The following is a 25,564-nucleotide window of genomic DNA, read 5'->3' as shown; positions in this document are numbered from 1 at the left end:
CCCGGGTGTTGGCGGGGGCGGCGGCCGGGGGGTGCGGCCCGCTTACGCCCCCGGCTTGCCACCGGGGGACCGGCCGGCCGGGCCCGGGGCCCGGGGGGGCCGCACGGCCCCCCCGGGGCCCGCGCCGTTCAACGCGGCTTGCATTTAGGCCGCGCATGCAACTATTGTTCTCGCAGAGATTGCACCTGCAATCACTCGTGGGCACGTCTCCTCGCCGCCTCTCCGTCCCGATCAGGAGTCCGACATGAGCACCAGCCTCTTCAGCCCCCTCACCCTGCGGTCGCTCACCATCCCGAACCGGATCTGGATGCCGCCGATGTGCCAGTACAGCGCCGCACCGGCCGGCGAGGCGGCGGGCGTTCCCCACGACTGGCACTTCACCCACCTCGCCGCACGCGCCGCCGGCGGTACCGGGCTGATCATCGTCGAGGCCACCGCCGTCAGCCCCGAGGGCCGGATCTCGCCCTACGACCTCGGACTGTGGAACGACACCCAGACCGAGGCGTTCCGCCGGATCACCGCGTTCCTGAAGGCGCAGGGCACCGTGCCCGCGATCCAGCTCGGCCACGCCGGGCGCAAGGCGTCCACCGAGCGGACCTGGGTCGACCGCGGCCGCGCCCTCGGGCCGGACGAGGAGCACGGCTGGACGCCCCTCGCCCCCAGTGCCGTCCCCTTCGACGACGTCCGGGTCGCGCCGGAGGAGCTCAGCGTCGAGCAGATCAAGGAGATCGTCGGCCAGTTCGCCGACGCCGCGCGGCGCGCGCTCGACGCCGGTTTCCAGGTCGTCGAGGTCCACGGCGCCCACGGCTACCTGGTCCACGAGTTCCTCTCCCCGCACACCAACCGCCGCACCGACGAGTACGGCGGCTCCTTCGAGGGGCGGACCCGCTTCGCCCTGGAGGTCGTGGACGCCATCCGCGCCGTGTGGCCCGAGGACCTGCCGGTGTTCTTCCGGGTCTCCGCGACCGACTGGCTCACCGAGAACCCCGAGGACGGGCGCGAGGGCTGGACCTCGGAGGAGACCGTCCGGCTCGCCAAGGAGCTGCTCGTGCACGGCGTCGACCTGCTCGACGTCTCCACCGGCGGCCTGGTGCCCGACGCTCGGATCGACGCCGCCCCCGGCTTCCAGGTGCCGTTCGCCGAGGCGGTCCGCACGGAGACCGACCTGCCGGTCGCGGCCGTCGGCCTGATCACCGACCCCGCCCAGGCCCAGCAGATCGTCACCGACGGCCGGGCCGACGCCGTCCTGCTCGGCCGCGAGCTGCTGCGCAACCCGTACTGGGCCCGCCAGGCCGCCACCGCCCTCGGCGGCGAGGTCGCGACCCCGTCGCCGTACCACCGCGCGTAGCGCACGGACCGCCGGCCACCGCCCCGCCGGGAGGGGCGGTGGCCGGCGCCCCGGCGGCGGGAGTGTCGGTCGCGATCGGTACCGTGCGGGTGCCCACGCGACGTGACATGAAGGAGTGCTCATGACGACGCCCGAGACGGCCCCGGCGGCCGACTCCAGCGACTGGGACGCCGCACTGGCCGGCGCCTTCGAGATCCTGCTCGGCGACCTGCCGGCCCTCGACCCCGCAGCCCGGTACGGGGTCTACTACGCCTCGGACTCCCTCGACGAGTTCCTGTTCCCCAATCCCTGGACCGCCCCTGACGCCCTGTCCGACCGGGCGCCGCGGCAACTCCCGGGCCTGGAGGGCGAGTACCCCTTCTCCCCCTGCACGTGGCGGTTCGACCTGGGCGGGTCGCTGTTCCGCTTCGACGCCGACCTCCTGGCGGCCACCGGCGTGTGGGGCGAGGACGGGCACAAGGGCCCCCGGCCGTTCGACGACGCCTTCGTCGCCGACCTCCGGACCGTCTCCACCGTCGACGAGTACGGTGAACTGCTGCTGCGCGGTTCGGAGTTGGGTGAAATCCTGGGGCGCCACGGGGTCGACCTGACCGACCCGCACGCCACGAAGCTGAACACCTGGCTGACCGTGCTGCTGCGCGTCGCCACCGACGGCACGCTCACCGATGCGATGCGGGCCGCCACCTTCACCGAGCGCGGCCCCGATCACCTGGTTTCGGTCCGGGACATGAGCCGCGCCCGCCCCGCCGGCGAGCCCTGGGAGGAGCGGCTGGGCGCGGTCGCGCATCCCGCGCTCCGCGACCACCTCCGCATGCTCTGCCTCTCCGAGGCCGACGCGCGCAGCGAGGGCGGGTTCTACTCCGGCGCCGACCACTGGCCCTGGAGCGACGTCCTGGAGGCGGCCGGCTGCTCCCTGGTCACGGGCTGGGGGTTCGGCGAGTCCCAGGCCGGCACCGCCGTCGTACGGCTGCCGGACGGCCCGGGGCCGCGCTGATCCTCCCCGCGCGGGGTCAGGTGACGGTCTTCCGGGGCGGTCGCTGATCCCGCAGCTCCGGCAGCCCCGGCAGCCCCGGCAGCTCCGGCAGGGAGACGCCGGGGACGATCCGTGGCGGGCCGACCGTACGGATCCGTCCCGCCGCGCTCCGGCACACGGCGAGCGAGGCGACCGCCTCCGGCCGCGGACGGTGCGGTGAGCCGGGCCCGGAACCGCAGGGCCCGGCAGCCGCACCCGCCGCGTGCGTTTCACAGCAGTTGGGCGCTCAGCGGGTCTTGAACTCCTCCAAGGCCTCGCGGATGGTGCGGCCCATGAGCTCGCTGCCGGCGTGGCCGGAGTCCTCGATGATGTGCAGGCGGGCACCCGGCCAGGCCTTGGCCAGTTCCCAGGCGGTCTGCACCGGGCAGCCCAGGTCGTGCCGGCCGTGCACCAGCACGCCCGGGATGCCGGCCAGCTTGTGGGCGTCGCGAATGAGCCGCCCCTCCTCCCACCACGCGCCGTTGCCGAAGACATGGGCGCAGATCCGCACGAAGGCCACCCGGGCGTCGGTCTCCTGGCGGCTGTACATGCCGGGCATGCCGTTCGGCTCGCCGGAGACGACGGCGTCCTCCCAGGCCAGCCAGTCGGCCGCGGCACGCTCGCGGACGGCGCGGTCCGGGTGCTCCATCAGCCGGGCGTAGGCGGCGAGCAGGTCGCCGTCGCGCTCGCCCTCGGGGACGGCGTCGCGGAACCGGTCCCAGGCCTCCGGGTGGAACTGCCCGGCGCCCCGGTAGAGCCAGTCGATCTCGGAGCGGCGGGCGGTGAACACGGCGGCGATCACCACCTCGGTGACCCGCTCCGGGTGCTGCTGCGCGTAGGCGACGGAGAGCGCCGAGCCCCAGGAGGCGCCGTTGACCAACCACCGCTCGATGCCGAGGTGTTCGCGCAGCCGCTCGATGTCCTCGATGAGGTGCCGGGTGGTGTTCAGCCGCATGTCCGCCGCCGGGTCACTGGCGTGCGGGGTGCTGCGCCCGCAGTTGCGCTGGTCGAAGCGGACCACCCGGTAGGCGTCCGGGTCCCACCCCCGGATCGGACGGTCGGGGGCGCCGGCCCCGGGACCGCCGTGGAGCTGTACGGCGGGCTTGCCGTCCGGGTTGCCGAGCTGTTCGTAGTAGAGGCGGTTGCCGTCTCCGGTGTCGAGGAACCCGCGGTCGTAGGGGCCGGTCGGAGGATAGAGATCAACCATGAGGGCCGATCGTACGCGGGTTCGTCGACGCACGGCCCGGGAACGGGGGATCCCGCCCGGGTCGGTCGGCGGGGCCCCGGTCAGAGGCGGTCGTACACGGCGGACAGGCGCTGGAGGACCTCGGCGGCGCTGTCGAGGGCGGCCGGGTCGTAGTCGGCGAGGTCGGCGTCCAGGGCTTCGGCGAGGGCCTGTTGGCGGCGCTCGTGGCGTTCGCGGCCGGTGTCGGTGAGGGTGACGAGCACCGAGCGCTTGTCCCCGGGCGGGCGGGTGCGGGTGACGTAGCCGGCCGCGGCCAGGCCGTTGACCAGCTGGGTGGTGGCGGCGCCGGTGGTCTCGGTGCCGGCGGCCAACTGGCCGATGGTCAGCGGCCCCTGGTCGGCGAGGGTGCGCAGCGCGCGGGCGTGGGTGAGCGAGAGCGCGCCGGGGGTGCGGGTGGCCCGGCCGCGCAGGCGGGCGTCGGCGGCGCTCAGGCGGTAGGCGGCGCGGGCCAGGCGGTCGAGGGCCTGGGCGCGGTCGGGCTCGGACGGGGTCATCGGCGCTCCTGGTCGGCGGGCGGTTCCCGAGGGTCGGGCTTGACAGCAGTTTAACCTAAGTACTTAATGACTAAGTACTTAGCGACTGCGCCGCCCGGCGAACCGGCGCGCAGTACCCGCGACCACCGGAAACCCTCACGGGAGGACACCGCCATGACCGTCCGATCGACCGGCCAGAGCTGGGCCCTGGACATCGCCCTCGCCCAGGGCGGCTTCGACGCGCTGCACCCCGAGGCCGTCGGCACCATGGAGCAACTCGGCCACGACCACACCGACTTCGCCAAGGTCTTCGCGCTGGTGCGCGGCGGGGCGATGCTGCCCAAGGCCTGGGCGACCGTGGCCGCGCAGGCCGAGGAGCGCGCCGCGCACCACGAGCGCGGCGGCTTCGGACGGACCGCCGCCGACCTCTACGGGCGGGCGGCCGTGATGTGGGGCCGCGCCCAGTACTCGATCTTCGACGCCACCGACCCGCGCAAGACGGCACTGCGCGAGCGCGCCAACCACTGCGTGGCGCGCCTCGGCGAGCTGCGCGGCGGCCGGGTGCGGAGGGTGGAGCTGGACTTCGAGGGCTCGCGGATCTTCGCCCTGCTGCACCTGCCGGCCGGGCGCGTCGACGGGGCCCCCGCCGTGATCCTCGGCCCGGGGATGGACATGATCAAGGAGGACTACATCTGGGCCGCCGAGCGCTACTACACCTCGCGCGGGATGGTCGCGCTCTCCATCGAGGGCCCCGGCCAGGGCGAGAGCCGGTCCGGCGGCCTGACCGTCGACCTCACCAACTACGAGCGGGCGATCGGCCGTTACATCGACCACCTGGCCGCGCTCCCGGAGGTCGACGCGGACCTGATCGGCATGTTCGGCATCTCGATGAGCGGCTACTGGGGCTCACGGGCCGCCGCCACCGACGGCCGGCTGGCCGCGCTGGCCGCCTTCGAGGCCGTCACCGGCGACTTCACGACCATCTTCGAGCGCGCCCAGCCCACCTTCAAGAACAACTACATGTACATGGCCGGGTACACCGACGAGGCCGCCTTCGACCGCGACCTCGCCGACCGGATGCCGCTGGGCGACCTGGTCGCGGACATCACCTGCCCCGTGCTGTACGGCATCGGCGAGTTCGACGAACTCACCGACCTCACCCAGGCCCTGGAGAGTTTCGAGCGGATCCGGGCACCGAAGGAACTGCGGGTCTACGAGGACGAGTTCCACCCTCTCGGCGGCGTGGCGGCCGAGGTCTTCCGGTTCGGCGCCGAGTGGCTGGAGCGCGCCCTCGCGGGTGAACTCGCCGAGCCCGGGCGGGACGTGCGGCACTACGTCCACCGCGACGGGCGCACCACCGACGGCAGCGCCGACCCGGCGTGGTGGCTCGGCGCCGCGCCCGCCCGGCTGACGGCGGTCCGGCGGGGCTGACGGAGGATCACCGGGCCACCCGGGGCGGCCGCGCGGCCTCAGCGCCGCACGGCCCTCGGCCTGGCGAACCGGCCGCGCGGGTCGGTCCGCCGGGCCCGGGCCGCGACGGCCGGCCGGGGTCCGGTTCCGGGCTCCGGCCCGGCCGGGGCGGCGGCCTCGGTCAAGACCTCGGCGCCCGTCCCGGCCCCCGGCAGGCGCCGCTCCCGGGTGGCGACGGTCAGACAGGCCGCGATCAGCACGAGGTTCTTGAGGATGTACTGCCCCTCCAGCGTCGGCACCGGGGGGACGCCGTGCGCCCACACGTCGTTCGGCAGCAGCACCAGCGTCGCGAAGACACCGGTCATGTGGACGAAGAACACGGCGAGGGTCAGCCGGAGCAGCACCCCGGTGACCAGGCCGAACCCGATGGAGACCTCCATCAGCGCCAGCAGGAACCGGGAGACGCCGGGCGGCACCGCGTCGAAGGTCATCAGGCTCATGCAGCGGGTGGCGAGGTCCTCGGCGGGGCTGGCTCCGGCGAAGAACTTCGGCAGGCCGAACCAGAGGTACAGCACTCCCACGCTGACCCGCAGCACCCCGGGCGCCACGCGCCGGTAGGCGCGGGCGAACCGGTCGGCACGACGTCTGGACGACCGGACCACCCGTACGCGAAACGACTCCATCTGCCCCTCCTTCAATGCGATCCAGCAGAGTTCCCAGCACCGAACGGCGACGGGGCGTGACGCGACCGATGGGATCCGGGTGAGGGGCGGCCCGGGGCACCGGCCGTGGCACGGCCTGTCAGGTACTGGCTCAGAAGTCCGCAGCTTAGCGCCCTGTTGCTGCGCCGCATAGGCTTCCCGGCGCCGCGTGACCACATGCGGAATGCCGGGTGCCGTCTTCTAGCATCGCCGTCATGAATCCACCCCCGCCGGACCGCCAACGGGTCGGCCACACACCGCCCGCGCCCGCGCTGCGGGCATTCGTCGAGCGCTACTGGTGGTCCGAGGGCGGTACGGACGCGCTGCCCCGGCTGCTGCCGGGGACCGGTGCCGAGCTGTGGGTCCACTGGGCGGGCGGGGTGGAGCTGCGCCCGGCCGACGGCGGCGGGCCGGCGGCGCCGCTGCCGGCCGCGCACCTGGTCTGCCTGCGCCGCTCCGCCTGGCAGTTGGACCGGCGACCGGGGACGACCGGCTTCCTGGCGGTACGGCTGCGGGCGGGCGCGCTGCGCCACCTGGTGCCGTTCGGCGTCGACGAGGTCGCCGACCGGGTCGTGGACGCCGAGGCCCTCTGGGGCGCGGACGCCCGGCGGCTCGTCGAGCGGGTCCGCACGGCCGCCGGTCCCAGGGAGCGGGTCGCGGAACTGGACGGGTTCCTCACCCGGCTGCTCGCCGAGCACCACCGACCGGAGCCCTGGCTGGACGCCGCCGTCGGACGCGTCTACCGCCGGCCGGCGGGTCTGCGGATGGACCGGCTCGCCGAGACGGCCGGGGTCGGCGCGCGCCGGCTGCAGCGGGCGTTCCCGGCCGCGGTGGGGGCCGGGCCCAAGGAGTTCCAGCGACTGGCACGGTTCCAGCGGCTCGCCCGGCACCTGCTGCGGGAGGACCGACCCGACTACCTGCCCGCGGCGTTGGCGGCCGGCTACTACGACCAGGCCCACTTCATCCGGGAGTTCCGACGGTTCACCGGCGAGCGGCCGACCGCCCTGCTCGGGCGGGGCCTGTCGCATTTCTACTATCCGCCGCTCGCCCCCGGCGGCGAGGCTGGCCCCCTACCGACACGGAAGGAACTCCCATGACCATGGTGCTGGCGATCCTGCGGGCGCGGCCGGAGCAGGCGGCCGCGCTCGACGCGGCCCTGCGCGAGGTGGCCGGGTCCACGCTGCGCGAACCGGGCGCCCTCGGGTACACGGTCGCCCGCCAGGACGGCGACCGCTTCCTGGTGGTGGAGCGGTACGCCGACCACGCGGCCCGCGACGCCCACTTCGCCGCCCCCTATGTGACCGGACTGCTCGCCCGCTTCCCCGAACTGCTCGTCGAGGAGCCGCAGGTGGAGTTCGCCGACGTGCTCTCGGCGTTCGCCCGCTGAACCGGCGGCCGGGCCCGCGGCCGAGGGCGCGGCCGGGCGGCCGTCACTTCCCGGGGCCGCCGCCGGGGGCCCGCAGGGTGAGGAAGGTGACCCGTCGGCGCTGCCGGAAGCCCAGCTCCTCGTAGAGCCGGATCGCGCCGGTGTTCACCGCTGCGGTGTGCAGGAAGGGCGTGTCGCCGCGCTCGCGCACGCCCGCCGCGACCGCCCGCACCAGCCGGGAGGCGAGGCCCTGCCCCCGGTGCGACTCCGCGGTGCAGACGGCGCTCAGCTCCGTCCAGCCCGGCGGCCGCAGGCGCTCGCCGGCCATCGCGACCAGCGCGCCCTCGCGCCGGATGCCCAGGTAGCGGCCGAGTTCGACGGTCCGGGGCAGGAGCGGGCCCGGCCGGGTCCGCTCCACCAGGGCCAGCATCTCCGGCACGTCGGCCGGTCCCAGCCGGACGGCCTCCTCGTCGGGCCCGGTCCGCACCGCGTCCCCCACCAGCTGGACGCCGGGCAGCTCGTGGACCAGCTCCCAGTCGGCGGGTACCTCGTCCGGGGAGCCGACGGCGCCGACGACGGTGCCGGGCTCGACGAGCGCCGCCAGGTCCCGCCAGGCCCGGGCGTCGGGCCGGTCCGGCAGGGCGACGAACGGCGACACGTCGGCCGGGTAGCGCAGCGCGGCGCCGTTCCGTGCGGCGAGGCCCGCGTGCGGACCGAGCAGGGCGGAGCGCACCGGGTTGTCCAGGGGGTGGCCGGGTGCGGCGGAGCCGGGGGCCTCCGCCGGGTGCGGGACGGCGCCGACGGGGCGGGCGCCGTCCGGGGCGAGCGCGGGCTGCTGGGGCATCGGGAACCGTTCCTTGGTCGCGGAGACTTCGACGGTACCTCGCCCGGGGGGCGCACCGGGCGGCCCGCCCGTGCGGAGGCCCTCCCGTTCGGCGGCCGGGCCGGGCCGCGCCGCCTGGCCGAAGTACGACCCCGGTCCGCCGGGGACCCGGGACGGTCCGGGAACCGGGCGCTAGATTGGGGCGCAGTGCCGGGCAGGGGGCGGGCACCGGGTTCGTTCCCGTGCCGCGGCCGTTGGAGGACCTGTGTCTTCACCCTGCGCAGCGGACCGGCCCCGGGGGCGCCGCGCCGCCCGGCTCGCCGTCGGAACCCTGGTCGCCGCGGCGACCGCCGTCGTCGCCCTGCCGGCCGTCCCGGCCCAGGCCGCCGCGGCCAAGGTCGTCTACCTCACCTTCGACGACGGCCCGAGCCCTCGCTACACCCCGCAGGTGCTCGCGTTACTGTCCCAGTACGGCGTGCGCGCCACCTTCTTCGAGATCGGCCGGAACGTCGCCGCCAACCCGGCGGTCACCCGGCAGGTGGCCGCCCAGGGGCACAGCGTGCAGAACCACAGCTGGTCGCACCCGGATCTGCGGAACGTCTCCAAGTCCGCGTTCCAGTACCAGGTGACGGCCACCGACGAGCGGATCCGGGCAGAGACCGGCACCACCCCGACGTGCCTGCGCCCGCCCTACGGCGGGGTGAACGGCACCGTCCGCTCGGCCGCGGCTGGCCTCGGCAAGAGCATCCAGCTGTGGAGCGTCGACCCCCAGGACTGGGCCCGCCCCGGCCGCGCCGCCATCGAGCGCCGCGTCCTCAACGCCGTGAAGCCGGGCTCCGTCGTCCTCCTCCACGACGGCGGCGGCGACCGCGGCCAGACCGTCGCCGCCCTGCCGGCCATCCTGCGCACCCTCAAGTCCCGCGGCTACACCTTCGCCCTCCTCCCCTGCCGCTGAGCGGAGCCGTGCCGTCGCCTCGGCCGGCCGGTCGGCGGGCCGGGGCGGGGCGGGGCGGGGCGGGCCGGGGCGGACCGTCGTCAGTACTCGTCGGCGTCCAGGGCGTCGTCCTCGGTGATGCCGTGGGCGGCCATCAGGGCGGTGCCCTCGGCGGTGGCGCCGCGGCTGCGCAGGAGGCGGACCAGGAGGAGGGCCGCGTCCCAGGTGTGGGCCTCGTCGTCGACGGCGGCCAGGGCGGCTCGGGCGGCTTCCTCGGCGGCGGGCGGGTCGTTGAGGCGCAGGTGCTCCTCGCCGAGGTCGGTCAGGACCTCGCAGAGTTCCTCGGCGAGGTCCTCGGCCGCGGCCGGGTCGGCGGTGAGGCGGTGTTCCAGCAGGGTGCGGGCGGTGCGCAACCGGTCGGCGGCCTCTCGGTGGCGGCCCGTCGCGCGGATCTGGTCGACGTAGCCGCGCAGGACGGCGACGAGCTCGGCGGTGCGCGGGGTGTCGTCCGGTGGCGTTCCGTCGAGGAGGGTGTCGAGCGCGCCGCGGCTCTCGGTCAGGATGTCGCGCAGGAGGCCGGTCTCGGCCGCCGTCTCGCCGTAGGGGTGGCGCCACATCGCCTGGGTGAGTGCGTGGAGCCGCTCGGTGGTGCGGTCGGCGGCGGCGAAGCCGCGGGCCGCGGCGAGGAAACGGGCGGCCGGGTCCGCGCCGTGGCCGAGCAGTTCCGCCAGCTGGACCTCCAGGTCGGGGCGGGGCGGCAGCGAGGCGGGGAGGGCGGTGCCGACCGTGTCGTCCAGGAGTCGGCGCAGCCGCTCGGCCGCGGCGTCGCGCTCGCCGTTCTCCTGGTCGATGCGGGCGAGCAGCCAGAGGCAGCCGGCCACATCCCCGGCCGTCTCCCCGGGCGCGCTCTGCCGGTCCAGTTCGCGGACGGCCTCCTCGGCGGCCTGCGCCGCCTCGGCCAGGCGGTCGGCGGCCAGCAGGGACTCCGCCAGCTCGACCCGGGCGCGGGCGGCGGCGGCCGGGTCGCCGGACGCGCCGAGGGCCGCGACCCGCTCGGTCAGGCGGTGGACGCGCTCGCCGCTGCGCGCGCGCAGGTCCCCGCCGGAGCCCTGGAGCGGGACCGGCTCCCCGATCGGTCCGGCGGCCGTCCACTCCCGCATCCGGGCGCTCTGGTAGCCGTTGCCGTTGCGCTCGTCGAACCGCGCCGCGAGGCCGAGGGCGTACTCGCGCAGCTCGGCGGCGAGCTCGGCGACCGTGGCGTCCGGGCGGCGTCGGCCCTCGACGGTCGGGAAGCGCAGCGGCAGCTCCCCGTCGCCGCCCGCCCGCACCGCCGACAGCACCGCGACGGCCGCCGCGGCGAACTCCATCCCGGCCAGCGGGGTCCGGGCCCGGTCCAGCCAGCCGAGGTGGCGTTCGATCAGGTCGAGCCCGTGCCCCGGGTTGCCGCTCCGGGCGCAGAACAGCAGGTTGGAGGCGAGCTCGCCGAGGTGGGCCGGGTTGCGGCGGATCCGCCGGTACGCGACGCGGTGCGCCTCGGCCGCCTGCTCTCCGCGGCCGGTCCGCAGATAGGGCAGCAGCAGCTCGGAGTTGATCCACTGCGGCTGCTCGCTGCAGCCCGAGCGGCGGGCCGGCTCGCCGAGCCGGATTGCCTCCTCGTCCCGGCCGAGCGCGACGAGGGTCCGCACCTGGCTGCTGGGCACGCAGCCGGAGCAGTCCGACAGGCTGTCGCGGCGGGTGAGCGCCATCTGCTCGTAGTACTCCTGCGCCCGGGCGAGGTCGCCGACGGCCTCGGCCAGAAGTCCGCGGTGCTGGAGGACGGCGTGCGGGCTGTGGCCGCCGCGCCGGTAGCGGCGGTCCATGTCGTCGAGCAGGTCCTCGGACCGGGCCAGCGGGATCTCCGGGAACTGGTGGACGCTGGAGACCATCCACTTGAGCTGCCAGAGCAGGGTGTGCTCGTGGTCGCCCGCGAAGCGCCCCGGCTCGCGGTCGTAGGCCGCCAGGCACCAGGAGAAGGTGAGGAAGGCCTTGGCCGGCGCCCAGCTCTGCTGGAACACCTCGGTGGCCTCCATCCGCACCTCGAAGGCGAACTCGACCAGCCCGAGCGCGTCGGCGTGGCGGACCACCTCGTCCAGGGCGGCGAACCTCGCCGCCCCGTCGGGCATGAGGCGGGTGCTGCGGAAGAGCGCGCGCAGTTCCTGTTCGGTCCGGCTCACGCTGCGCCTCCGGCGACGGCCCGGCCGATCAGGCCGAGGAAGGACTGGTTGAGCGCCGCGGTGTCGGCCGGGCGCAGCGGGTGGTGGCCGAGCAGCAGCGCCTGGACGTAGAGGCCCTCCAGGCACATCGCCCGCAGCTGGGGGTCGGCCAGGGCGAGCACCTGACGGGCCAGCGGGTTGCGGTGGTTGAGGACCAGGCGGGGCCGGGGCTCGGTCTCGCTCCGGAGGCTGCCGAGGATCGCCGCCCAGGTGTCGTCCGCCTGCTCGCGGGCGCCGCGCACGTCCAGCTGGAAGGCGGTGTCCTCGTCGAGCAGGTAGAGGGCGGGCAGGCCGGACGGTTCGAAGGAGCGGACCAGCAGGTCGCAGCCGAGGCGGGCGAGCACCGGGTCGGCGGCCGCGAGGAAGGGCGCGAGCGCCCGCTCGTCCGCCGCGTCCAGCCGGGCCAGGTGGGTGGTGAGGTCGGCCGCGCGCAGCTGCTCGGTCTGCAGCGAGCGGTCGACGGTGGCGAACCGGTCGATCAGTTCGGCGTCGTAGACGTAGCCGGCGTTGACGACGGCGAGCCCCTGGGCGGCGGCGACCGGGGCCAGCTGGCGGAACTCGTCCAGCAGCGGGGTGTAGCGGAGCAGCCCGTAGCGGGCGGTGAACTCGGCGAGGGTCAGCGGGCCGGCGTTGGTCTCCATCGGCCAGAACTCGGCGACCAGCCTGAGCATCTCGTCGTCGTGCAGCGCCAGCGCCTTCACGCCCAGGTGGTGTACCCGCAGGAAGGAGCGCAGCCGGGCCGGCTCCTGGACGCTGAGGCGTACCAGCCAGCCGCGCAGCCGGTCGCCCAGCGCCTCCCGGGTCTCCTCCAGCAGCGAGTCCTCGTAGAGCGCCTCGCGGCTCGCGGTGGGCCGCAGCTCGGTGGTGTCGACGACGCAGCGCACGAAGAAGGCCCATTCGGGCAGCAGCCGTTCGGCGCCCTCGGAGAGCAGCATCCGCTTGAGGTGGACGCGGTGCGCCGCCGGGACGGCCGGGTTGGCCGGCGTCGGCAGGACGAAGGCGACGCCGCGCAGTCCGGCCTCGGCCGCGGCGATGTCGACGACGTCGAACGGGGCGAAGCCGAACACCTCCTCGCAGTACGCCTCCAGGCGGGCCCGGCGCTCGGCGGCGCCCTCGCCCTCGGGGCGTTCCCAGGGGGCCGGGCCGCCGGTGACCGGCTCGCCGTCGACGGTGACCGGGTGCGGGAGCCACGCGCCGTAGTGGGCGACCAGGTCGGTGACGGCGCGGCGGGTCAGCAGGTGCTCGAAGCCGGGGCGCGGACGCAGGGTGACGGTGGTACCGGCCTCGGGGCGCTGCCGGTCGGCGGGGGCCGGGGTCAGCGTGTAGCTGCCGTCGGACCGGCCGTGCCAGCGGACGGTGGGCCCGCCCTCGCGGCGGGTGGCGACCTCGATGGCGTCGGAGACCATGAAGCAGGAGAGCAGTCCGATGCCGAACTGGCCCATGAACTCGTGCCGGGCGAAGCCCAGGTCGTCGCGCTTGGAGCTGCGGCCTATGGTGGCGAGCAGTTCGTGCACCTGGGCCTCGCTCAGCCCGATGCCGTTGTCGCTGATCGTCAGCGAACCGTCGCCGGTCGCCTCGCCGGAGGAGATGGCGATCCTGGGCGTGTACCCGGCCGGGCCGCCGTCCTGGCGCACGGCGGTGATGGCGTCGACCGCGTTCTGCAGCAGTTCGCGGATGTACACCTGCGGGCTGGTGTAGAGGTGGTGGCTCAGCAGATCGACCATTCCGCGCAGGTCGACGCGAAAGGCTTGGCTCACGATTCTTCTCCCCGGTCGTGTTGGGAGCACCCTAGGCTCCGGCACCGACACGGGGGAGCGAATTTCGTGCTGGGGTTCGACCGGTGGCGGCCGGGACGGCCCGGGCCGCTCCCCCGCCGTGACGGGTCCGGATACCGCCCCCGGCCCGTGGAGCAACGGTTGTTCGGACCGTAGGCTGCGCCGGTGGAACCGGAACTGGGACCCGTCGGCCAGGCGCCGGGCGGCCTGCGCCGGCCACTGGTGGCCGACGCGCTGCTCGCCGGGGCGTTCGCGGCCGCGAGCCTGCTGATCGGCCAGGAGCCTCCGCCGGAGGGCTGGTCCGCCCTGGACGGGCCGGGTGCCGGGCTCGTCGTGGTGGTGAGCGCGGCGCTCGGCACCCGGCGGTTCGCGCCGGTGGTGGCGCTGGCCGTCGTCGACGCGCTGTGGATCGTCTTCATCGCCTGCGGCTACTGGCCCGTCGTCACCGCCGTGGCCCCGCTGATCGCGCTGTACACGGTCGCGGCGCACCGCCCGATCAGGACCGCCGGGCCCGGTGCGGCGGCCGTCGGCGCCACCTGGGTGCTCGGCGGGCTGCTGTACGCGGGCCACGGGTCGCTGCGGTCCGTGCTGGTCCAGGCGGTGGCGTTCCCGGTGGTCGTCCTCTCCTGCGGGACCGCCGCCGGGAACGCGGCCCGGCGCAGCGGCCGGCTGGCCGAGCTGACCCGCCGGCTGCACGCCGAGCAGGAGGCGCGGGCCCGGCAGGCGGTGACCGAGGAGCGGGTGCGGATCGCCCGGGAGCTGCACGACGTCGTCGCGCACCACCTGTCCGTGGTGTCGCTCCAGGCGGGCGTGGCGTCGTACGTGTTCGAGGAGGACCCGGCGGCGGCCCGCCAGGCGCTGGACACCATCGCCGGCACCAGCCGGGAGGCCCTGGAGGAGCTGCGGCGGCTGCTGGTGCTGCTGCGGATCGGCCCCGAGGGCGGGACGGAGCACGGCGGCGGGCAGGGAGGCGGCGGGGAGGGCGCCGCGGAGACGGACCCGCAGGACGGCCGCCGCTCCCGCTCCCCCGGGCTGGCCCGGCTGGAGGAGCTGCTGGCCCGGGTCCGGGCGGCCGGCACCCCGGTCGCCCTGGCGGTCGAGGGCGAGCCGTTCCCGCTGCCGCCGGGCCTGGACCTGTGCGCGTACCGGGTCGTCCAGGAGGCCCTCACCAACGTGCTGAAACACGCCGGCCCGGCCACCGCCGCCGTGACGGTCCGCTACGAGCCGGGGACCGTCGTGGTGCGGATCACCGACGACGGGCGGGGCCGGGCGCCCGCCGCCCCCGGCACCGGGCAGGGCCTGATCGGCATGCGCGAGCGCGCCCGGGTGTACCGGGGCACGGTGAGCGCGGGCCCCCGTGCCGAGGGCGGCTTCGCGGTCCTGCTCACCCTCCCGGCACCGGTCGGCGGGCCGGACCCGGCGCGGCACCGACGGGCTCCCTGAGGACGGCCCCGGGCCGCCGCACGGGCGGTCCGGGGCAGCCGGGGGACGAACGCCGGATCAGGAACGGGCGGTGACGAGGGCCTCGATGTCGGGAACCAGTTCCGCCGGCGACGGCAGGGCGTCGTTCTCCGCCCGCAGCCGGGTGGCGGCCTCGCGCAGCACGGGGTCGGTGACCAGCCGGGTGAGCAGCTCGGTGTCGACGTCCGCACTGGTGGAGCGCAGCGCGGCCCCGGTGGCGACCATGGCGTCGGTGACCGTGAAGTTGTCGGCGCCCTGGGGCAGCAGAAGCTGGGGCAGGCCGGCCTGCATCCCGGTGAGGGTGCTGCCGGAGCCGCCGTGGTGGACGACCGCGTCGCACACCCGCAGCAGCTCGGCGAGCGGCACCCACGGCAGCGCGTGGACGTTGGCCGGCAGGCTGCCCAGGTCGGCGAGGTCGGCGTCCCCGACGGCGAGCAGGAACTCGGCGTCGACCCCGGCGGCGGCCTCGGTCAGCGGGGCGATCGCCTCCAGCCCGTCCGTCCCGGCGATCACCGTGCCGAGGGTCACCGCGACCCGCGGCCGCGCACCCCGGTGCAGCAGCGCGGCGGGGACCACGCCGCCGCCGTTGTACGGGAGGTAGCGCATCCGCAGGCCGGTCGGGTCGCCGCCGAGCGAGGCGGGCACGATGTTCAGCGGGGTGGTCTCGGCGGGCCCGGCCACGCCGTGCTTCTCGTAGAGGTCGGTGAACCGGGCGGCCAGCCGGGCGGCCATCTCCAGGCCGGAGCTGAAGCCGAAGTTCTGCAGCGCCGCCGGAATGCCGAGCTTGGCGGCGACCAGCTGGGCGGAGGCCAGGCAGGAGTCGTGGATGATCAGCCGGGCGTCCCAGCCGGCGGCCACGGCCAGCAGGTCCTCCACGGTGGAGCGTGAGCCGAGGGCGAAGGCCGCGGCGCCGAGCTCCATGATCTCGTCCTGCGTCAGATCCGGCTGGGCGTAGTGCGCCCGGGTGCCGAAGGCCTCCTCGAAGGCCTCCTTCAAGGGCCGCCCGTCGCCGATCTCGACGATCGGGAACCCGGCCTGGCGGAGCTCGTCGAACGGCCGCGGACTGGCGAACAGGACCTCGTGCCCGGCGGCCCGCAGGGCCTGGGCGGTCGGCACCATCGGGAAGAAGTGGCTTGGTGCGGCCGGGCCGGTGAAGAGAATGCGCACAGCTGTCTCCTGGTCGTTCGCGGGTCGGTCGTCATCGGATCGCACGGGAGCGATCCACTTGCCGCCCTCAACTGACGGACGGTCAGCCGCTCTTCCCCGTGGGATCGATAATCGGACGTTCTCGAACTCGGCGGAGCGGGGCCGGGGGCTCGCGTTTCCCCCGGAGCGGCGCCCGACGGGCGGCGCGCGCCGGGTCCCCGCCCGTCCCGGTGGAGCCGTGGAGCGGGCGGGACGGCGGAACCGGCGGGTCGGCGGGCCGGACGGGACACCGGCCGCGGCGCCGGGCCCGGGAACGCGACCTGGCCTGTTCCCGCCGTTCGCGGTCGTCCTGGGCGGCCCGGCGCTTGGCGGCGGCGCGATCGTGGTGTCCCACCCCGCCCGCGGGCGCGGGCCGCCGCCGCCCGGTACGAACGGGCGGCGCCTCAGCGACCGGGCCGCGCGTTCGCCCGCTCCGGGACCGGTGGCGCGGGGCGGGGCGGATCCGGCTCCGGGGCCCTCCCGCCGCCGTCCGGGCGCAGCACCGCGGTGGCCGTCGCGAGGAAGTCCGCCACCGGGCCCGGGCCGTGCCCCTCCGGCGCCGCCAGGCAGGTCGCGACCGGCGGGAAGTCGGTGACCGGCAGGTAGACCAGGTCCGGGCGGGCGTACGAGCGGGTGATGCTCAGCGGGACGAGGGCGACGCCCTGCCCGGAGGCGACCAGCTCGAACTTCTCGTCCAGCGAGGAGGTCCGCCGGCTCCGGGCGTCGAGCAGCGGCTCGCCGTCGAGGTCGGCCAGGGTGAGGGCGTCGCGGCCCGCGAGCGGATGGGTCACCGGCAGGCAGGCGGCCTTGCTCTCCCGCCCGATCGGCACGGTGCGCAGTCCGGTGTCGTCGAAGGGGTGGCGCAGGAACGCCACGTGCGCCCGGCCCTCGCGCAGCGGCGCGTCCCGCTCCGTCCAGGGCAGCGGGAGGACGTCCACGGCGATCCCCGGGTGGCTCGCCGTGAACGCCCGGATCGCCTCCGCCACGTGCAGCCCGGCCGAGAATCCGACGACCAGTCGCCGCTCGCCGCGCCCCGCCTCCCGCACGCGGTGCAGCGCGCCGTCCACCGCACCGCCGATCCGGCCGGCCTCCTCGTACAACTGCCGACCGGCGGCGGTGAGTTCGACGCTCCGGGTGGTCCGGTTGAGCAGCGGGAGGCCCAACTCGCGCTCGAACGCGCGGATCTGGCGGCTGAGAACCGGCTGGGCGATGAACAGCGCCTCGGCCGCGCGGCCGAAGTGGCGGTGCTCGGCGACCGCGACGAAGTAGCGGAGCTTGCGCAGGTCCAGATCCATACCCGGACGGTATCAATGCGCCCGCAAGGGTATTGGACCCCCGGACCGGGGTGCTCGGAGACTGGCCGGGCGAGCGTCCGCCCGGTGCGGACGCGTGATCCGCGCCCTCGCCCTTCCCGAACCTCCCCGAACAGGACCATCCATGACCGCCTCCCGTCCGACCGCCCTCGTCGTCGGCGCCTCCCGCACCCTCGGTCTCGGTATCGCCGCCGAGTACCTCCGGCTCGGCTGGGACGTCATCGGCACCGTCCGCGGCGTCCGGCCCACCGGCCTGCACGAGCTGCGGGACGCCTCGCCCGAGGGCCGGCTGACCGTCGAGTCGCTGGAGATGACCGATCCGGACCAGATCGCGGCGCTCCGCGACCGCCTGGCCGGGCGCACCCTCGACCTGCTCTTCGTCAACGCCGCCATCGCCCGCGGCGACCTCCCGATCGGCGAGGTGCCGACGGACATGTTCACCGAGGTCATGGTGACCAACGCGCTGAGCCCGATGCGCGTCGTCGAGACCCTCCGTCCGCTGGTCGCACCGGCCGGCACCATCGGTGTGATGTCCTCCGACCAGGGCAGCGTCGCGAACAACACCAGGGGCGGGCAGGACCTGTACCGGGCCAGCAAGTCCGCGCTCAACCAGCTGATGCGCTGCCACGCCGCCCGCCACGCCGGGGACGGCCGGACGCTGCTGCTCATGGACCCGGGCTGGGTGCGCACCGATCTCGGCGGCCCCGGGGCGGAGCTGAGCGTCGAGGAGAGCGTCCCAGGGGTGGTGGCGACGATCGAGCACCACCGGGGGGCGCGCGGCCTGCGCTTCGTGGACCACCTCGGGCAGGTCGTGCCCTGGTAGCGGCCGCGGCACCGCCCCGGCGGGTGCCCGCCGGGTCAGCGCTCGGCGGGTCAGCGCTCGGCGGCGGAGCGGTCCAGGAAGCGGCGCAGGCCCTCGCGCACGCCCTCGGTGGGCACGGTGGCGGCGAACCAGGCGGCCTCGACGGCCAGGCCCTCCTCGATCGGCAGGTTGACGCCCCGGGTCACCGCCCGCAGGCAGGCGGCCACCGCGGTGGGCGCGTGCCGGGTGATCCGGGCCGCCAGGTCGCGGGCCGCGTCGAGGAGTTCACCGGCCGGCACGACCGCGTTGACCAGTCCCAGTTCGGCCGCGCGGGCGGCCGTGACCGGGTCGCCGGTGAGGATCAGCTCCAGTGCGCGCTTGCGCCCGACGTGCCGCGGCAGCCGCTGGGAGCCGCCGAAGGGCGGCGGGAAGCCGAGGGTGATCTCCGGCTTGGCGAAGGTCGCGTGCTCGGCGGCCAGGGCCAGCGGCGCGGCCTCGGTGAGTTCGCACCCGCCCCCGTACGCGAGGCCGTTGACGGCGGCGATGACCGGCTTGGGGAACTCCTCGACGCGCCGGGTGAGCGCGTGCCCGCGCCGGACGATCTCGCGCAGCGCCGTCTCGGGCCCGTCCGCGGAGCGGGCGATGCTGCCGGCCAGCGAGGGAATGTCCGCGCCGGCGCTGAAGGCGCGGTCTCCGGCACCGGTGAGGATCACCGCCCGGACGCCGTCGTCGCGCTCGGCGGCGTCGAGCTGCGCGAGCAGCGCGTCGATGGTCGGGTAGTCGAGCGCGTTGAGCTTGCTCGCGCGGTCGATGGTCAGGATCGCGACGTCGCCGTCGCGTGCGCTGTGCACGGTCATGCCCGTACTCCGTTTCCGCTGGCCGGGTTCGCCGCCGAGGCTAGGAGCGGGCAGGCAGGGCAATCCAGGAATTGTCCTGGATACACTTCACCGGCCCGCCACCGGCCCTGCCCGCTCCGCTCGACCGAGAGGTGCCGACATGCGACCGCCCGCCTACAAGGCCGTCGTCGACGAGTACGCCGACGCGATCCGCTCCGGCGCCCTGCCGGCCGGCACCCGGCTGCCCACCCACCGCGCGCTCGCCCGCGAGCGCGGCATCGCGCCGGCCACCGCCACCCGGGTGTACGCCGAGCTCTCCGCCGCCGGGCTGGTGGTCGGCGAGCAGGGCCGGGGCACCTTCGTCAGGGTCCGCTCCGGCTACGACGGCCTCGAACCCTCCCGCGACCTCCCGGTGCCGAGGGTCGCCGACCTCTCGTTCAACCAACCGCTCTCCCCCGGCCAGGACGACGACCTGCGCCAGGCCCTGCGCGCCCTCGCGGCCTCCGGCGACGTCACCGCGCTGCTGCGCCAGCACCCGCCCGGCGGCCACCACCACGACCGGGCGGCGGTGGCCACCCACCTGCTGGAGCGCGGCATCGACACCGCCCCGCGCAACGTGCTGCTGACCGCCGGGGCGCAGCAGGCGCTGGACTGCGTGCTGCGCGCGGTCACCCGGCCCGGCGACGTCCTCGCGGTCGACGCGCTCAGCTACCCGGGGATCAAACTGCCGGCCGCCGACCGCGGCCTGGAGCTCGCCCCCGTGCCGGTCACCCCGGACGGCCCGGACCTCGACGCGCTGGAGCGGCTGTGCCGGGCCCGCCGGGTGCGCGCCGTCTACACCATGCCGACCGTGCACAACCCGCTCGGCTGGGTCCTGGACGCCGCCCGGCGCGAGCGGCTGGCCGCCCTCGCCCGCGCCCACGACCTCCTGCTGGTGGAGGACGGCACCTACGCCTTCCTGGAGGCCGCTCCGCCGCCCCCGCTGCGGACCCTGGCCCCCGAGCGCGTCTGCTACGTCGCCGGACTGTCCAAGAGCGTCGCCGCCGGGCTCCGGTTCGGCTTCGCCGTCGTGCCCGACGCCCTGCTGCGGCCGGTGACGCGCGGCCTGCGCGCCGCCGCCTGGGGAGCACCCGGCCTGGTCACCGCCGTCGCCACCGGCTGGCTCGCCGACGGCACGGTGGCTCGTCTGGAGCGCGAGCGCCGGGCGGACGCCGCCGAGCGCCAGCGCATCGCGCGCACCGCCCTCGCCGGTCTGGACGTCCGGGCGCACCCCGCCTCGTACCTGCTGTGGCTGTCCCTGGAGCCGCACCAGCGCCCGGACCGCGCCGCCGCCGTCCTCGCCGAGCGGGGCATCCTGGTCTCGACGGCCGACGCCTTCGCTACCGGCCCGTACCGCCCGGCCGCGCTGCGACTCGCCCTGGCCACTCCGCCGCGCGCCGAACTCGCCGGAGTGCTGGAGCGGTTGAGGGCCGCGATCGAGTCCATCGCCCCCTGAGCGGGGCCGCCGCGGCGGCCGGGGGCGCACACCGGGCGGCCGGTCCTCTATCCTCTACGTCAGGTGTCGGGCAGGGGGCCCGGGTTGTTGTCCTTGGGGGTGTGTTGTGGTCACCGGTCGAGTGGTGCGGTACGACAGTGTGCGCGGGTACGGGTTCATCGCTCCGGACCACGGCGGGGAGGACGTCTTCCTGCACGTCAACGACATGCTGATGCCCGAGTCGCTGGTGCACTCGGGCCTGGTGGTCGAGTTCGAGATGGAGGAGGGCGACCGGGGGCTGAAGGCCTCCTCGGTGCGCCTGCCCAAGGGGGCGCTGGTCCGGCCGGCCGGCCCGGCGGTGTCCGCCGCGCGGGCGGCGGCCGAGAGCGACGAGGTGGAGTGCGACGTCCTCACCTCCGCGGAGCTCCTGGTGGAGGTGACCGAGCTGCTGCTGGAGCACGTGCCGTCGCTCACCGGCGAGCAGGTCCTCAAGGTGCGCAACGCCGTGCTGCAGTGCGCGAAGGGCCACGGCTGGACCGAGGGCTGAGCGCGGGGCCCGGCGGATCGCGGGGCCCCGGACCGCCGTGCCGCCGGCCGGCCCCCGCAACGGGGGCCGGCCGGCGGTCGTACGGGGTGAGCGCGGCTCAGAAGAGCACGTCGGTGCAGGAGTAGAACGCGTTCGCCGTGTCCGCGACGTCCCAGACCGCGACCACCACGTGGTGCCCGGTGCGGCCCGTGGGGAGGGTCGCGGTGTGGGTGGTGACGGCGGCGGGCTGGCGGCCGTTGTACGGAACCGTCAGGAACGGCGTGAGGTCCAGGCTGGCCCGGGTGATCTTCTGGGTCGGGTCGTAGCCCTGCTTGGTCAGGAAGTAGCGGAAGTTCGTGGTCGAGTGCCGGGCCTCGATCTCCCAGGTGAAGGTCTGCTGGGCACCGCCGGTCACCTTGGTGGTCGGCCAGGCCCCGTTGCGCGGGTTGTCCAGCGGCGCCCAGCGGGCGTCGGCGCCCGCGCAGATGGTGCCGTCGGCCGGACCGCGGGTGGGGAAGCCCTTCGGCCCCTCGACGCTCTGCGGCTCCCACTGGATGTCGCCGCAGTTCCTGACGACGCCCGCGCCGCACAGGGCGGAGCGGCTCGGCGGGAGGTTGATGAACCCGTGCGAGTTGGCCGGGACGGCCATCGCGAGCGGGACGGCGAGCGCGGCCAGGGCCGCGCCGACGATGTGGCGTTTGCGCATGATGCTCCTCCGTGGGGGGATGGAGAGTGCGCCCGGCGCGGGCGGCGCGTGTGGGGGTGCGCCAACCGGTGGATCTTGGCATGCCTGCGCCAGGTGGATTGCCCCATACCGTAGGGAGCGCGGCGCCCACCGTCAATGGTCTGGACCAGTTTGACGTTCGGTCAACCCTCAACCACCGCCCGAGCGTTGCGCCCGGCCGTGCCGCCGGCGGGTCGGACGGGTCAGCGACGCTCCCGTAGCCACCGGGCGAACGCGGCCAGCCCCTCCTCCGGGTCGCGGCGGCCGACGCCGATGCGGAAGCGGTCGGCGGGGGTGGGGGTGAGCTCGGAGCGGAAGATTCCGGCGGGCAGCAGCAGGACCCCCGCCTCCTCCACCAGGCGGGTGCAGAACGCCTCCACGCCCTCGGGGCCGAGGTAGCGGGGGTAGGCGACGCAGCCGCCGTCCGGCGCCCGCCACGCGAAGTCCTCGGCGAACTCGGCGAAGAACGCGTCGAACAGCGGCAGGTTGGCCGCGACGATCGCCCGGTTGCGCTCCAGGATCGCGGTCCGGGCCTTGAGCGCGATCCGGGCCAGGACCTCACTGGGCGCGGAGTTGCAGATGGTGGTGTAGTGCTTGGCCCGCTCCAGCCGGGAGAGCAGCTCCCGGTCCCGGCAGGTGATCCAGCCGATCCGCAGGCCCGGCAGGCCCAGCGCCTTGGAGGTCACGTTCAGCGACAGGGCGCGCTCGGACAGGTCGGCGGCCTGCGGCAGGGTGCGGGCCGGGTCGCGCTCCAGTCCGCGGTAGACCTCGTCGCTGAACAGGCGGATGCCGCGCTCGTCGCACAGCCGCGCCAGCTCGGCGAAGTCGGCGGCGCCGATGACCTTGCCGGTCGGGTTGTTGGGGAAGTTCACGGACACCACCCGGGTGTTCGGGCGGATCGCGGCCCGCACCGCGTCGAGGTCCAGGGCCCAGTCCCGGTCGGGGTCGAGGGCGACGCCGGTCACCTCGCACAGCGCCAGCGGCACGGTCTCGGCCGCCTGGTAGTTGGGGGTCACCACGACCGCGTGGTCGCCCGCGTCCAGCAGGACGTTCATCGCCAGGTAGAGGGCCTCCTCGGCGCCCGCGAAGCAGATGACGTCGGCGGCGTCGGCCCGCTCGTACGTCCCGGCGATCACCTCGCGCAGGGCCGGATCGCCGAAGGTCTCGGTGTAGCCCAGGGGGAGGTTCTCGAACGCGGCCCGGTCCCCGTCGTCGGCCAGGGCCAGCAGCTCGGCGAGCGTCATGGTCTGGGCGTCGGAGGCGGTCAGGTGGTGCCGCGCGGTGAACTCCCACCGGGAGAAGTGGGTTTCCAGCCGGAAGTCGGGCAGGCGGGTCATGGCGCGTGGTCCTTCGGTGCTCGGAGTTCGGCCAGCAGGCCGTAGAGGGTGGAGCGGGAGACCCGCAGGGCGCCGGCGACGACCGGCGCGGCCCGGCGCACGGCGAAGACCTTGGCCTCGTCCAGCCGGGCGAGCACGGCCAGCCGGTCGGCGCGGGTCAGCCGCTCCACCGGGCGGCCGCACTCGCGCACGTACCCGCCGACGATGTGCTGGACGCTCTCGGTCCAGTCCTGCTCGAACAGCGGCTCCGGCCGGGCGACGGTCGGGGCCCCGAACGCCTGCAGGACGGCCGCGGCCTGCTCCAGCGGCGTGCGGTCGAGGTTGACGCACAGCACCGCGGCCGGCTCGCCGTCCGGGCCGCGCAGGACGGCGCTGACCGACGACAGCCGCCGGCCGTCCGCGAGCAGCTTCTCGTACGGGCCGAACACGTCCCGGGCCGACGGGTCGAGCTCGTCCAGCTCGCCGAGCAGCGACGGGTCCCCCGGGGCGCGGGAGCCCATCGGGTTCCAGATCGCCAGGATCCGGTCGGTGCCCGGGTCGTGCAGGACCACCTCGGCGTACGGGCCGAGCAGCAGGGCGACGGCCTGGCCCACGGGCGCCCACATGCGCACCCGCGGATCGGTGTCCTCTTCTGGAATCCCCATGAACTGGACTGTACGTCCAGGCCGGACGAACTGTCCAGCACCGGTGGCGGGGTCCATCGGGCGGGCCCCGCCACGAAATGCCCGTGCGGGGGCGGCCGCCGGTCCGGTAGCGTGCCGGGCATGTCGAGCCCCGAGTCGGACGAGGTGGGGGCTTTCGGTCACGCGCCGTCAGCCCCCTGAACCCCCGATGGACCGCTGAGTCCGCAGCCCTTGCCGCGCCGCCACCGGCGCGGCCGGACGCGTGCGCCCCCGGGTGCTGACCGCGGTGACGAGTCGCCCTCCCGTGCCTCTCCTCACCCCGGAGCCTCTCCGTGCCTCTTCCGCTGTACCTGCTCGCCGTGGCGGTCTTCGCCATGGGCACGTCCGAGTTCATGCTCGCCGGACTCCTGCCGGACATCGCCTCGGACCTCGGCGTCACGATCGGCGCCGCCGGCTCGCTCAGCTCGGCCTTCGCGGCCGGGATGGTCGTCGGCGCCCCGCTGACGGCGGTGCTCGCCCGCACCCTGCCCGGCCGCCGGGGCCTGCTCGGCGCCCTCGCCCTGTTCACCGCGGCGCACGCCGCCGGGGCCGTTGCCCCGGACCTCCCCGTCCTCCTCGCGACCCGGGTGGTCGCGGCGCTCGCCGCCGCCGGGTTCCTCGCCGTCGCGCTGTCGACCGCCGCCGCGCTGGTGCCCGCCGACCGGAAGGGCCGCGCGCTCGCCGTCCTGCTCTCGGGCACCACGGTGGCCACCGTCGCCGGCGTCCCCGCCGGGGCGGCGCTGGGCTCGGCGCTCGGCTGGCGGGCCGTCTTCTGGGCCGTCGCCGCGCTCTGCCTGCCCGCCGCCCTCGGCGTCCTCACCGGGGTCCCGGCGGGCCCCGCGCCCGGGGACGCCGCCGAACGGCCCGCCGTCCGCGCGGAGTTCGGGCGGCTGGCAAACCCCCGGCTGGCGGCCGTGATGCTGCTCGCCGCACTGGTCAACGCGGCGACCTTCGCCGGCTTCGGCTACCTCGCCCCCGTGGTGACCGGCACCGCCGGGCTGGACCCGTCATGGGTCCCGGCCGTCCTGGCGCTGTTCGGCGCCGGTTCCTTCGCCGGCATCACCGCCGCCGGGCGGCTGTCCGACCGCTACCCCGGCCGGGTGCTGGCCGTCGGCGGCGCACTGCTGCTCATCGGGTGGTTCGGCCTGGCCCTGCTGGCCGACCGGCCCGCCGCGCTGCTGCCCCTGGTGTTCGCCCAGGGCGCGCTGTCGTTCGCGGTGGGCGCCACCCTGATCACCCGGGTCCTGTACGAGGCCGCCGGAGCCCCGACACTGGCCGGCGCCTGCGCGACCGCCGCACTCAACCTCGGCGCCGCCGCCGGCCCGCTCGCCGGCGCGGCCGTCCTGGGCACCGCGGCCGGGGAGCGGGGGCCGTTCTGGCTCGGCGGACTCCTGGTCGCCGCCGCGCTGCTCCTCGCGGCCCTGCTCCGCCCGGCGGTCCCGCTCCGCCCGGCGGAGCGGTGACGGCGGGCGGACCGTGACGGCGGGCGGAGCCGTGCCGGCGGGCGGCATCGCCCGTCCGCCGGACACCCGGCGCCGCAGCGGCCACGGGAACGCCACCGCCTCGGGGCCGTCGCCGATCTCCCGCCTGCCGGGTGGCGCCCCCCTCCGCCCTGCGGGCGGACGACGGGAGCCCGAGGGCAGCCCCGCTCCGACTTGGGCCCCCTCCGACGGCGGCCACCGTTCCCACGGCCTGCACTCCTCCTGCCGCAGACGCCGGCCGGGACGGACGCTCCCGTTCGGGCGGGCACAGGGCCGGCCGGCCCCGTGCCACGGCACCCGCCCCCGGTCAGCGGCGGACGGCCGGGACGGACCCGCCGTAGGTACGGAGCAGTTGGTGGGCGTGCAACCAGCTCAGCTCGGTACCGCAGGCGCACAGGGCGGTGCCGACCGTGTGGCGCAGCG

At 75.8% G+C, this 25,564-nt stretch carries 23 protein-coding genes; 11 read left to right on the top strand and 12 right to left on the bottom strand.

From position 1 onward, the window contains the following. Positions 1–244: 244 nt before the first annotated feature. Positions 245–1,348: an NADH:flavin oxidoreductase/NADH oxidase gene (locus ACFVFS_RS09175; protein WP_380621796.1), complete on the top strand. Its 1,104-nt coding sequence runs from the start codon at positions 245–247 to the stop codon at positions 1,346–1,348. 121 nt (positions 1,349–1,469) lie between these two features. Further along, positions 1,470–2,342: a hypothetical protein gene (locus ACFVFS_RS09170; protein WP_380621794.1), complete on the top strand. Its 873-nt coding sequence runs from the start codon at positions 1,470–1,472 to the stop codon at positions 2,340–2,342. Between the two features lie 265 nt (positions 2,343–2,607). On the opposite strand, the gene pip is transcribed toward ACFVFS_RS09170, so the two are convergent. Continuing rightward, a complete protein-coding gene (gene pip, locus ACFVFS_RS09165) occupies positions 2,608–3,567 on the bottom strand; it encodes a prolyl aminopeptidase (RefSeq protein WP_380621792.1) in 960 nt (319 codons plus the stop codon). Positions 3,568–3,647: 80 nt separating this feature from the next. Further along, positions 3,648–4,100: a MarR family transcriptional regulator gene (locus ACFVFS_RS09160; RefSeq protein ID WP_380621790.1), complete on the bottom strand. Its 453-nt coding sequence runs from the start codon at positions 4,098–4,100 to the stop codon at positions 3,648–3,650. Positions 4,101–4,253: 153 nt separating this feature from the next. Here ACFVFS_RS09160 and ACFVFS_RS09155 point away from each other — a divergent pair, with 153 nt between their 5' ends. Beyond that, positions 4,254–5,510 (top strand): alpha/beta hydrolase, encoded by a 1,257-nt coding sequence (locus ACFVFS_RS09155; protein ID WP_380621788.1) that lies wholly within the window; start codon positions 4,254–4,256, stop codon positions 5,508–5,510. Positions 5,511–5,548: 38 nt separating this feature from the next. On the opposite strand, the gene ACFVFS_RS09150 is transcribed toward ACFVFS_RS09155, so the two are convergent. Next, entirely contained in the window at positions 5,549–6,172 is a 624-nt protein-coding gene (locus tag ACFVFS_RS09150; RefSeq protein ID WP_380621786.1) for a DoxX family protein, read from the bottom strand. A gap of 233 nt (positions 6,173–6,405) precedes the next feature. Between ACFVFS_RS09150 and ACFVFS_RS09145 the strand changes: the two genes are divergently transcribed. Then, positions 6,406–7,287 (top strand): helix-turn-helix domain-containing protein, encoded by an 882-nt coding sequence (locus tag ACFVFS_RS09145; RefSeq protein ID WP_380621784.1) that lies wholly within the window; start codon positions 6,406–6,408, stop codon positions 7,285–7,287. Then, positions 7,284–7,577 carry a putative quinol monooxygenase gene (locus ACFVFS_RS09140; protein WP_380621782.1) on the top strand — a complete coding sequence of 98 codons (294 nt, stop codon included), beginning with the start codon at positions 7,284–7,286 and terminating at the stop codon, positions 7,575–7,577. Before ACFVFS_RS09145 ends, ACFVFS_RS09140 begins: the two co-directional genes overlap by 4 nt. Before the next feature lie 43 nt (positions 7,578–7,620). On the opposite strand, the gene ACFVFS_RS09135 is transcribed toward ACFVFS_RS09140, so the two are convergent. Further along, positions 7,621–8,400: a GNAT family N-acetyltransferase gene (locus tag ACFVFS_RS09135; protein ID WP_380621780.1), complete on the bottom strand. Its 780-nt coding sequence runs from the start codon at positions 8,398–8,400 to the stop codon at positions 7,621–7,623. A 244-nt stretch (positions 8,401–8,644) separates the two neighbouring features. Between ACFVFS_RS09135 and ACFVFS_RS09130 the strand changes: the two genes are divergently transcribed. Further along, positions 8,645–9,334, top strand: a complete 690-nt coding sequence (locus tag ACFVFS_RS09130; RefSeq protein WP_380621778.1) for a polysaccharide deacetylase family protein — start codon at positions 8,645–8,647, stop codon at positions 9,332–9,334. An 80-nt stretch (positions 9,335–9,414) separates the two neighbouring features. On the opposite strand, the gene ACFVFS_RS09125 is transcribed toward ACFVFS_RS09130, so the two are convergent. Then, a complete protein-coding gene (locus ACFVFS_RS09125; RefSeq protein ID WP_380621776.1) occupies positions 9,415–11,526 on the bottom strand; it encodes a hypothetical protein in 2,112 nt (703 codons plus the stop codon). Beyond that, entirely contained in the window at positions 11,523–13,322 is a 1,800-nt protein-coding gene (locus ACFVFS_RS09120; protein ID WP_380621774.1) for an HSP90 family protein, read from the bottom strand. Before ACFVFS_RS09120 ends, ACFVFS_RS09125 begins: the two co-directional genes overlap by 4 nt. A 183-nt stretch (positions 13,323–13,505) precedes the next feature. Here ACFVFS_RS09120 and ACFVFS_RS09115 point away from each other — a divergent pair, with 183 nt between their 5' ends. After that, on the top strand, positions 13,506–14,783 hold the full coding sequence (locus ACFVFS_RS09115) for a sensor histidine kinase (protein ID WP_380621772.1): 1,278 nt from the start codon (positions 13,506–13,508) through the stop codon (positions 14,781–14,783). A 57-nt stretch (positions 14,784–14,840) separates the two neighbouring features. On the opposite strand, the gene ACFVFS_RS09110 is transcribed toward ACFVFS_RS09115, so the two are convergent. Then, positions 14,841–15,968 carry a nucleotide disphospho-sugar-binding domain-containing protein gene (locus tag ACFVFS_RS09110; protein ID WP_380621770.1) on the bottom strand — a complete coding sequence of 376 codons (1,128 nt, stop codon included), beginning with the start codon at positions 15,966–15,968 and terminating at the stop codon, positions 14,841–14,843. 422 nt (positions 15,969–16,390) lie between these two features. Next, positions 16,391–17,281 carry a LysR family transcriptional regulator gene (locus ACFVFS_RS09105; protein ID WP_380621768.1) on the bottom strand — a complete coding sequence of 297 codons (891 nt, stop codon included), beginning with the start codon at positions 17,279–17,281 and terminating at the stop codon, positions 16,391–16,393. Positions 17,282–17,423: 142 nt separating this feature from the next. On the opposite strand from ACFVFS_RS09105, the gene ACFVFS_RS09100 reads away from it, so the two are divergent. Next, complete coding sequence (locus tag ACFVFS_RS09100; protein ID WP_380621766.1) at positions 17,424–18,122, top strand: SDR family NAD(P)-dependent oxidoreductase; 699 nt, start codon at positions 17,424–17,426, stop codon at positions 18,120–18,122. A 50-nt stretch (positions 18,123–18,172) separates the two neighbouring features. Here ACFVFS_RS09100 and ACFVFS_RS09095 read toward each other — a convergent pair whose 3' ends face one another. Beyond that, entirely contained in the window at positions 18,173–18,958 is a 786-nt protein-coding gene (locus tag ACFVFS_RS09095) for an enoyl-CoA hydratase-related protein (RefSeq protein ID WP_380621764.1), read from the bottom strand. Positions 18,959–19,097: 139 nt separating this feature from the next. Between ACFVFS_RS09095 and ACFVFS_RS09090 the strand changes: the two genes are divergently transcribed. Together ACFVFS_RS09090 and ACFVFS_RS09085 are read left to right on the top strand one after the other, a co-directional pair. Then, positions 19,098–20,432, top strand: a complete 1,335-nt coding sequence (locus ACFVFS_RS09090) for a PLP-dependent aminotransferase family protein (protein WP_380621762.1) — start codon at positions 19,098–19,100, stop codon at positions 20,430–20,432. A gap of 106 nt (positions 20,433–20,538) precedes the next feature. Beyond that, complete coding sequence (locus ACFVFS_RS09085; protein ID WP_380621760.1) at positions 20,539–20,958, top strand: cold-shock protein; 420 nt, start codon at positions 20,539–20,541, stop codon at positions 20,956–20,958. Positions 20,959–21,055: 97 nt separating this feature from the next. Here the strand turns inward: ACFVFS_RS09085 and ACFVFS_RS09080 are convergent, their stop codons facing one another. The 3 genes from ACFVFS_RS09080 to ACFVFS_RS09070 all read right to left on the bottom strand — a co-directional run bounded on the left by ACFVFS_RS09080 (position 21,056) and on the right by ACFVFS_RS09070 (position 23,642). Beyond that, positions 21,056–21,643, bottom strand: coding sequence for a lytic polysaccharide monooxygenase (locus tag ACFVFS_RS09080; RefSeq protein WP_380621758.1), 588 nt, complete (start codon positions 21,641–21,643; stop codon positions 21,056–21,058). Positions 21,644–21,864: 221 nt separating this feature from the next. After that, a complete protein-coding gene (locus ACFVFS_RS09075) occupies positions 21,865–22,998 on the bottom strand; it encodes an aminotransferase class I/II-fold pyridoxal phosphate-dependent enzyme (protein WP_380621756.1) in 1,134 nt (377 codons plus the stop codon). Next, a complete protein-coding gene (locus tag ACFVFS_RS09070) occupies positions 22,995–23,642 on the bottom strand; it encodes a transcriptional regulator (RefSeq protein ID WP_380621754.1) in 648 nt (215 codons plus the stop codon). Before ACFVFS_RS09070 ends, ACFVFS_RS09075 begins: the two co-directional genes overlap by 4 nt. Positions 23,643–23,953: 311 nt before the next feature. Here ACFVFS_RS09070 and ACFVFS_RS09065 point away from each other — a divergent pair, with 311 nt between their 5' ends. Then, positions 23,954–25,123 (top strand): Cmx/CmrA family chloramphenicol efflux MFS transporter, encoded by a 1,170-nt coding sequence (locus ACFVFS_RS09065; RefSeq protein ID WP_380621752.1) that lies wholly within the window; start codon positions 23,954–23,956, stop codon positions 25,121–25,123. Positions 25,124–25,564 lie beyond the last annotated feature (441 nt).

Origin of the sequence: Kitasatospora sp. NPDC057692 (assembly GCF_042799475.1) — a bacterium.
In the GTDB taxonomy this organism is placed as follows: Bacteria; Actinomycetota; Actinomycetes; order Streptomycetales; family Streptomycetaceae; genus Kitasatospora.
The sequence above is the reverse complement of the archived record's forward strand: the minus strand, read 5'-3'. Positions and strand labels throughout refer to the sequence as shown.

Bases quoted from the DNA above. Each gene is read 5' to 3' on its own strand.
- ACFVFS_RS09105 (WP_380621768.1), bottom strand. From the start codon at position 17,281: ATGGATCTGGACCTGCGCAAGCTCCGCTACTTCGTCGCGGTCGCCGAG.
- ACFVFS_RS09080 (WP_380621758.1), bottom strand. From the start codon at position 21,643: ATGCGCAAACGCCACATCGTCGGCGCGGCCCTGGCCGCGCTCGCCGTC.
- pip (WP_380621792.1), bottom strand. From the start codon at position 3,567: ATGGTTGATCTCTATCCTCCGACCGGCCCCTACGACCGCGGGTTCCTC.
- ACFVFS_RS09150 (WP_380621786.1), bottom strand. From the start codon at position 6,172: ATGGAGTCGTTTCGCGTACGGGTGGTCCGGTCGTCCAGACGTCGTGCC.
- ACFVFS_RS09070 (WP_380621754.1), bottom strand. From the start codon at position 23,642: ATGGGGATTCCAGAAGAGGACACCGATCCGCGGGTGCGCATGTGGGCG.
- ACFVFS_RS09155 (WP_380621788.1), top strand. From the start codon at position 4,254: ATGACCGTCCGATCGACCGGCCAGAGCTGGGCCCTGGACATCGCCCTC.
- ACFVFS_RS09075 (WP_380621756.1), bottom strand. From the start codon at position 22,998: ATGACCCGCCTGCCCGACTTCCGGCTGGAAACCCACTTCTCCCGGTGG.
- ACFVFS_RS09175 (WP_380621796.1), top strand. From the start codon at position 245: ATGAGCACCAGCCTCTTCAGCCCCCTCACCCTGCGGTCGCTCACCATC.
- ACFVFS_RS09145 (WP_380621784.1), top strand. From the start codon at position 6,406: ATGAATCCACCCCCGCCGGACCGCCAACGGGTCGGCCACACACCGCCC.
- ACFVFS_RS09095 (WP_380621764.1), bottom strand. From the start codon at position 18,958: ATGACCGTGCACAGCGCACGCGACGGCGACGTCGCGATCCTGACCATC.
- ACFVFS_RS09170 (WP_380621794.1), top strand. From the start codon at position 1,470: ATGACGACGCCCGAGACGGCCCCGGCGGCCGACTCCAGCGACTGGGAC.
- ACFVFS_RS09135 (WP_380621780.1), bottom strand. From the start codon at position 8,400: ATGCCCCAGCAGCCCGCGCTCGCCCCGGACGGCGCCCGCCCCGTCGGC.
- ACFVFS_RS09140 (WP_380621782.1), top strand. From the start codon at position 7,284: ATGACCATGGTGCTGGCGATCCTGCGGGCGCGGCCGGAGCAGGCGGCC.
- ACFVFS_RS09100 (WP_380621766.1), top strand. From the start codon at position 17,424: ATGACCGCCTCCCGTCCGACCGCCCTCGTCGTCGGCGCCTCCCGCACC.
- ACFVFS_RS09090 (WP_380621762.1), top strand. From the start codon at position 19,098: ATGCGACCGCCCGCCTACAAGGCCGTCGTCGACGAGTACGCCGACGCG.
- ACFVFS_RS09160 (WP_380621790.1), bottom strand. From the start codon at position 4,100: ATGACCCCGTCCGAGCCCGACCGCGCCCAGGCCCTCGACCGCCTGGCC.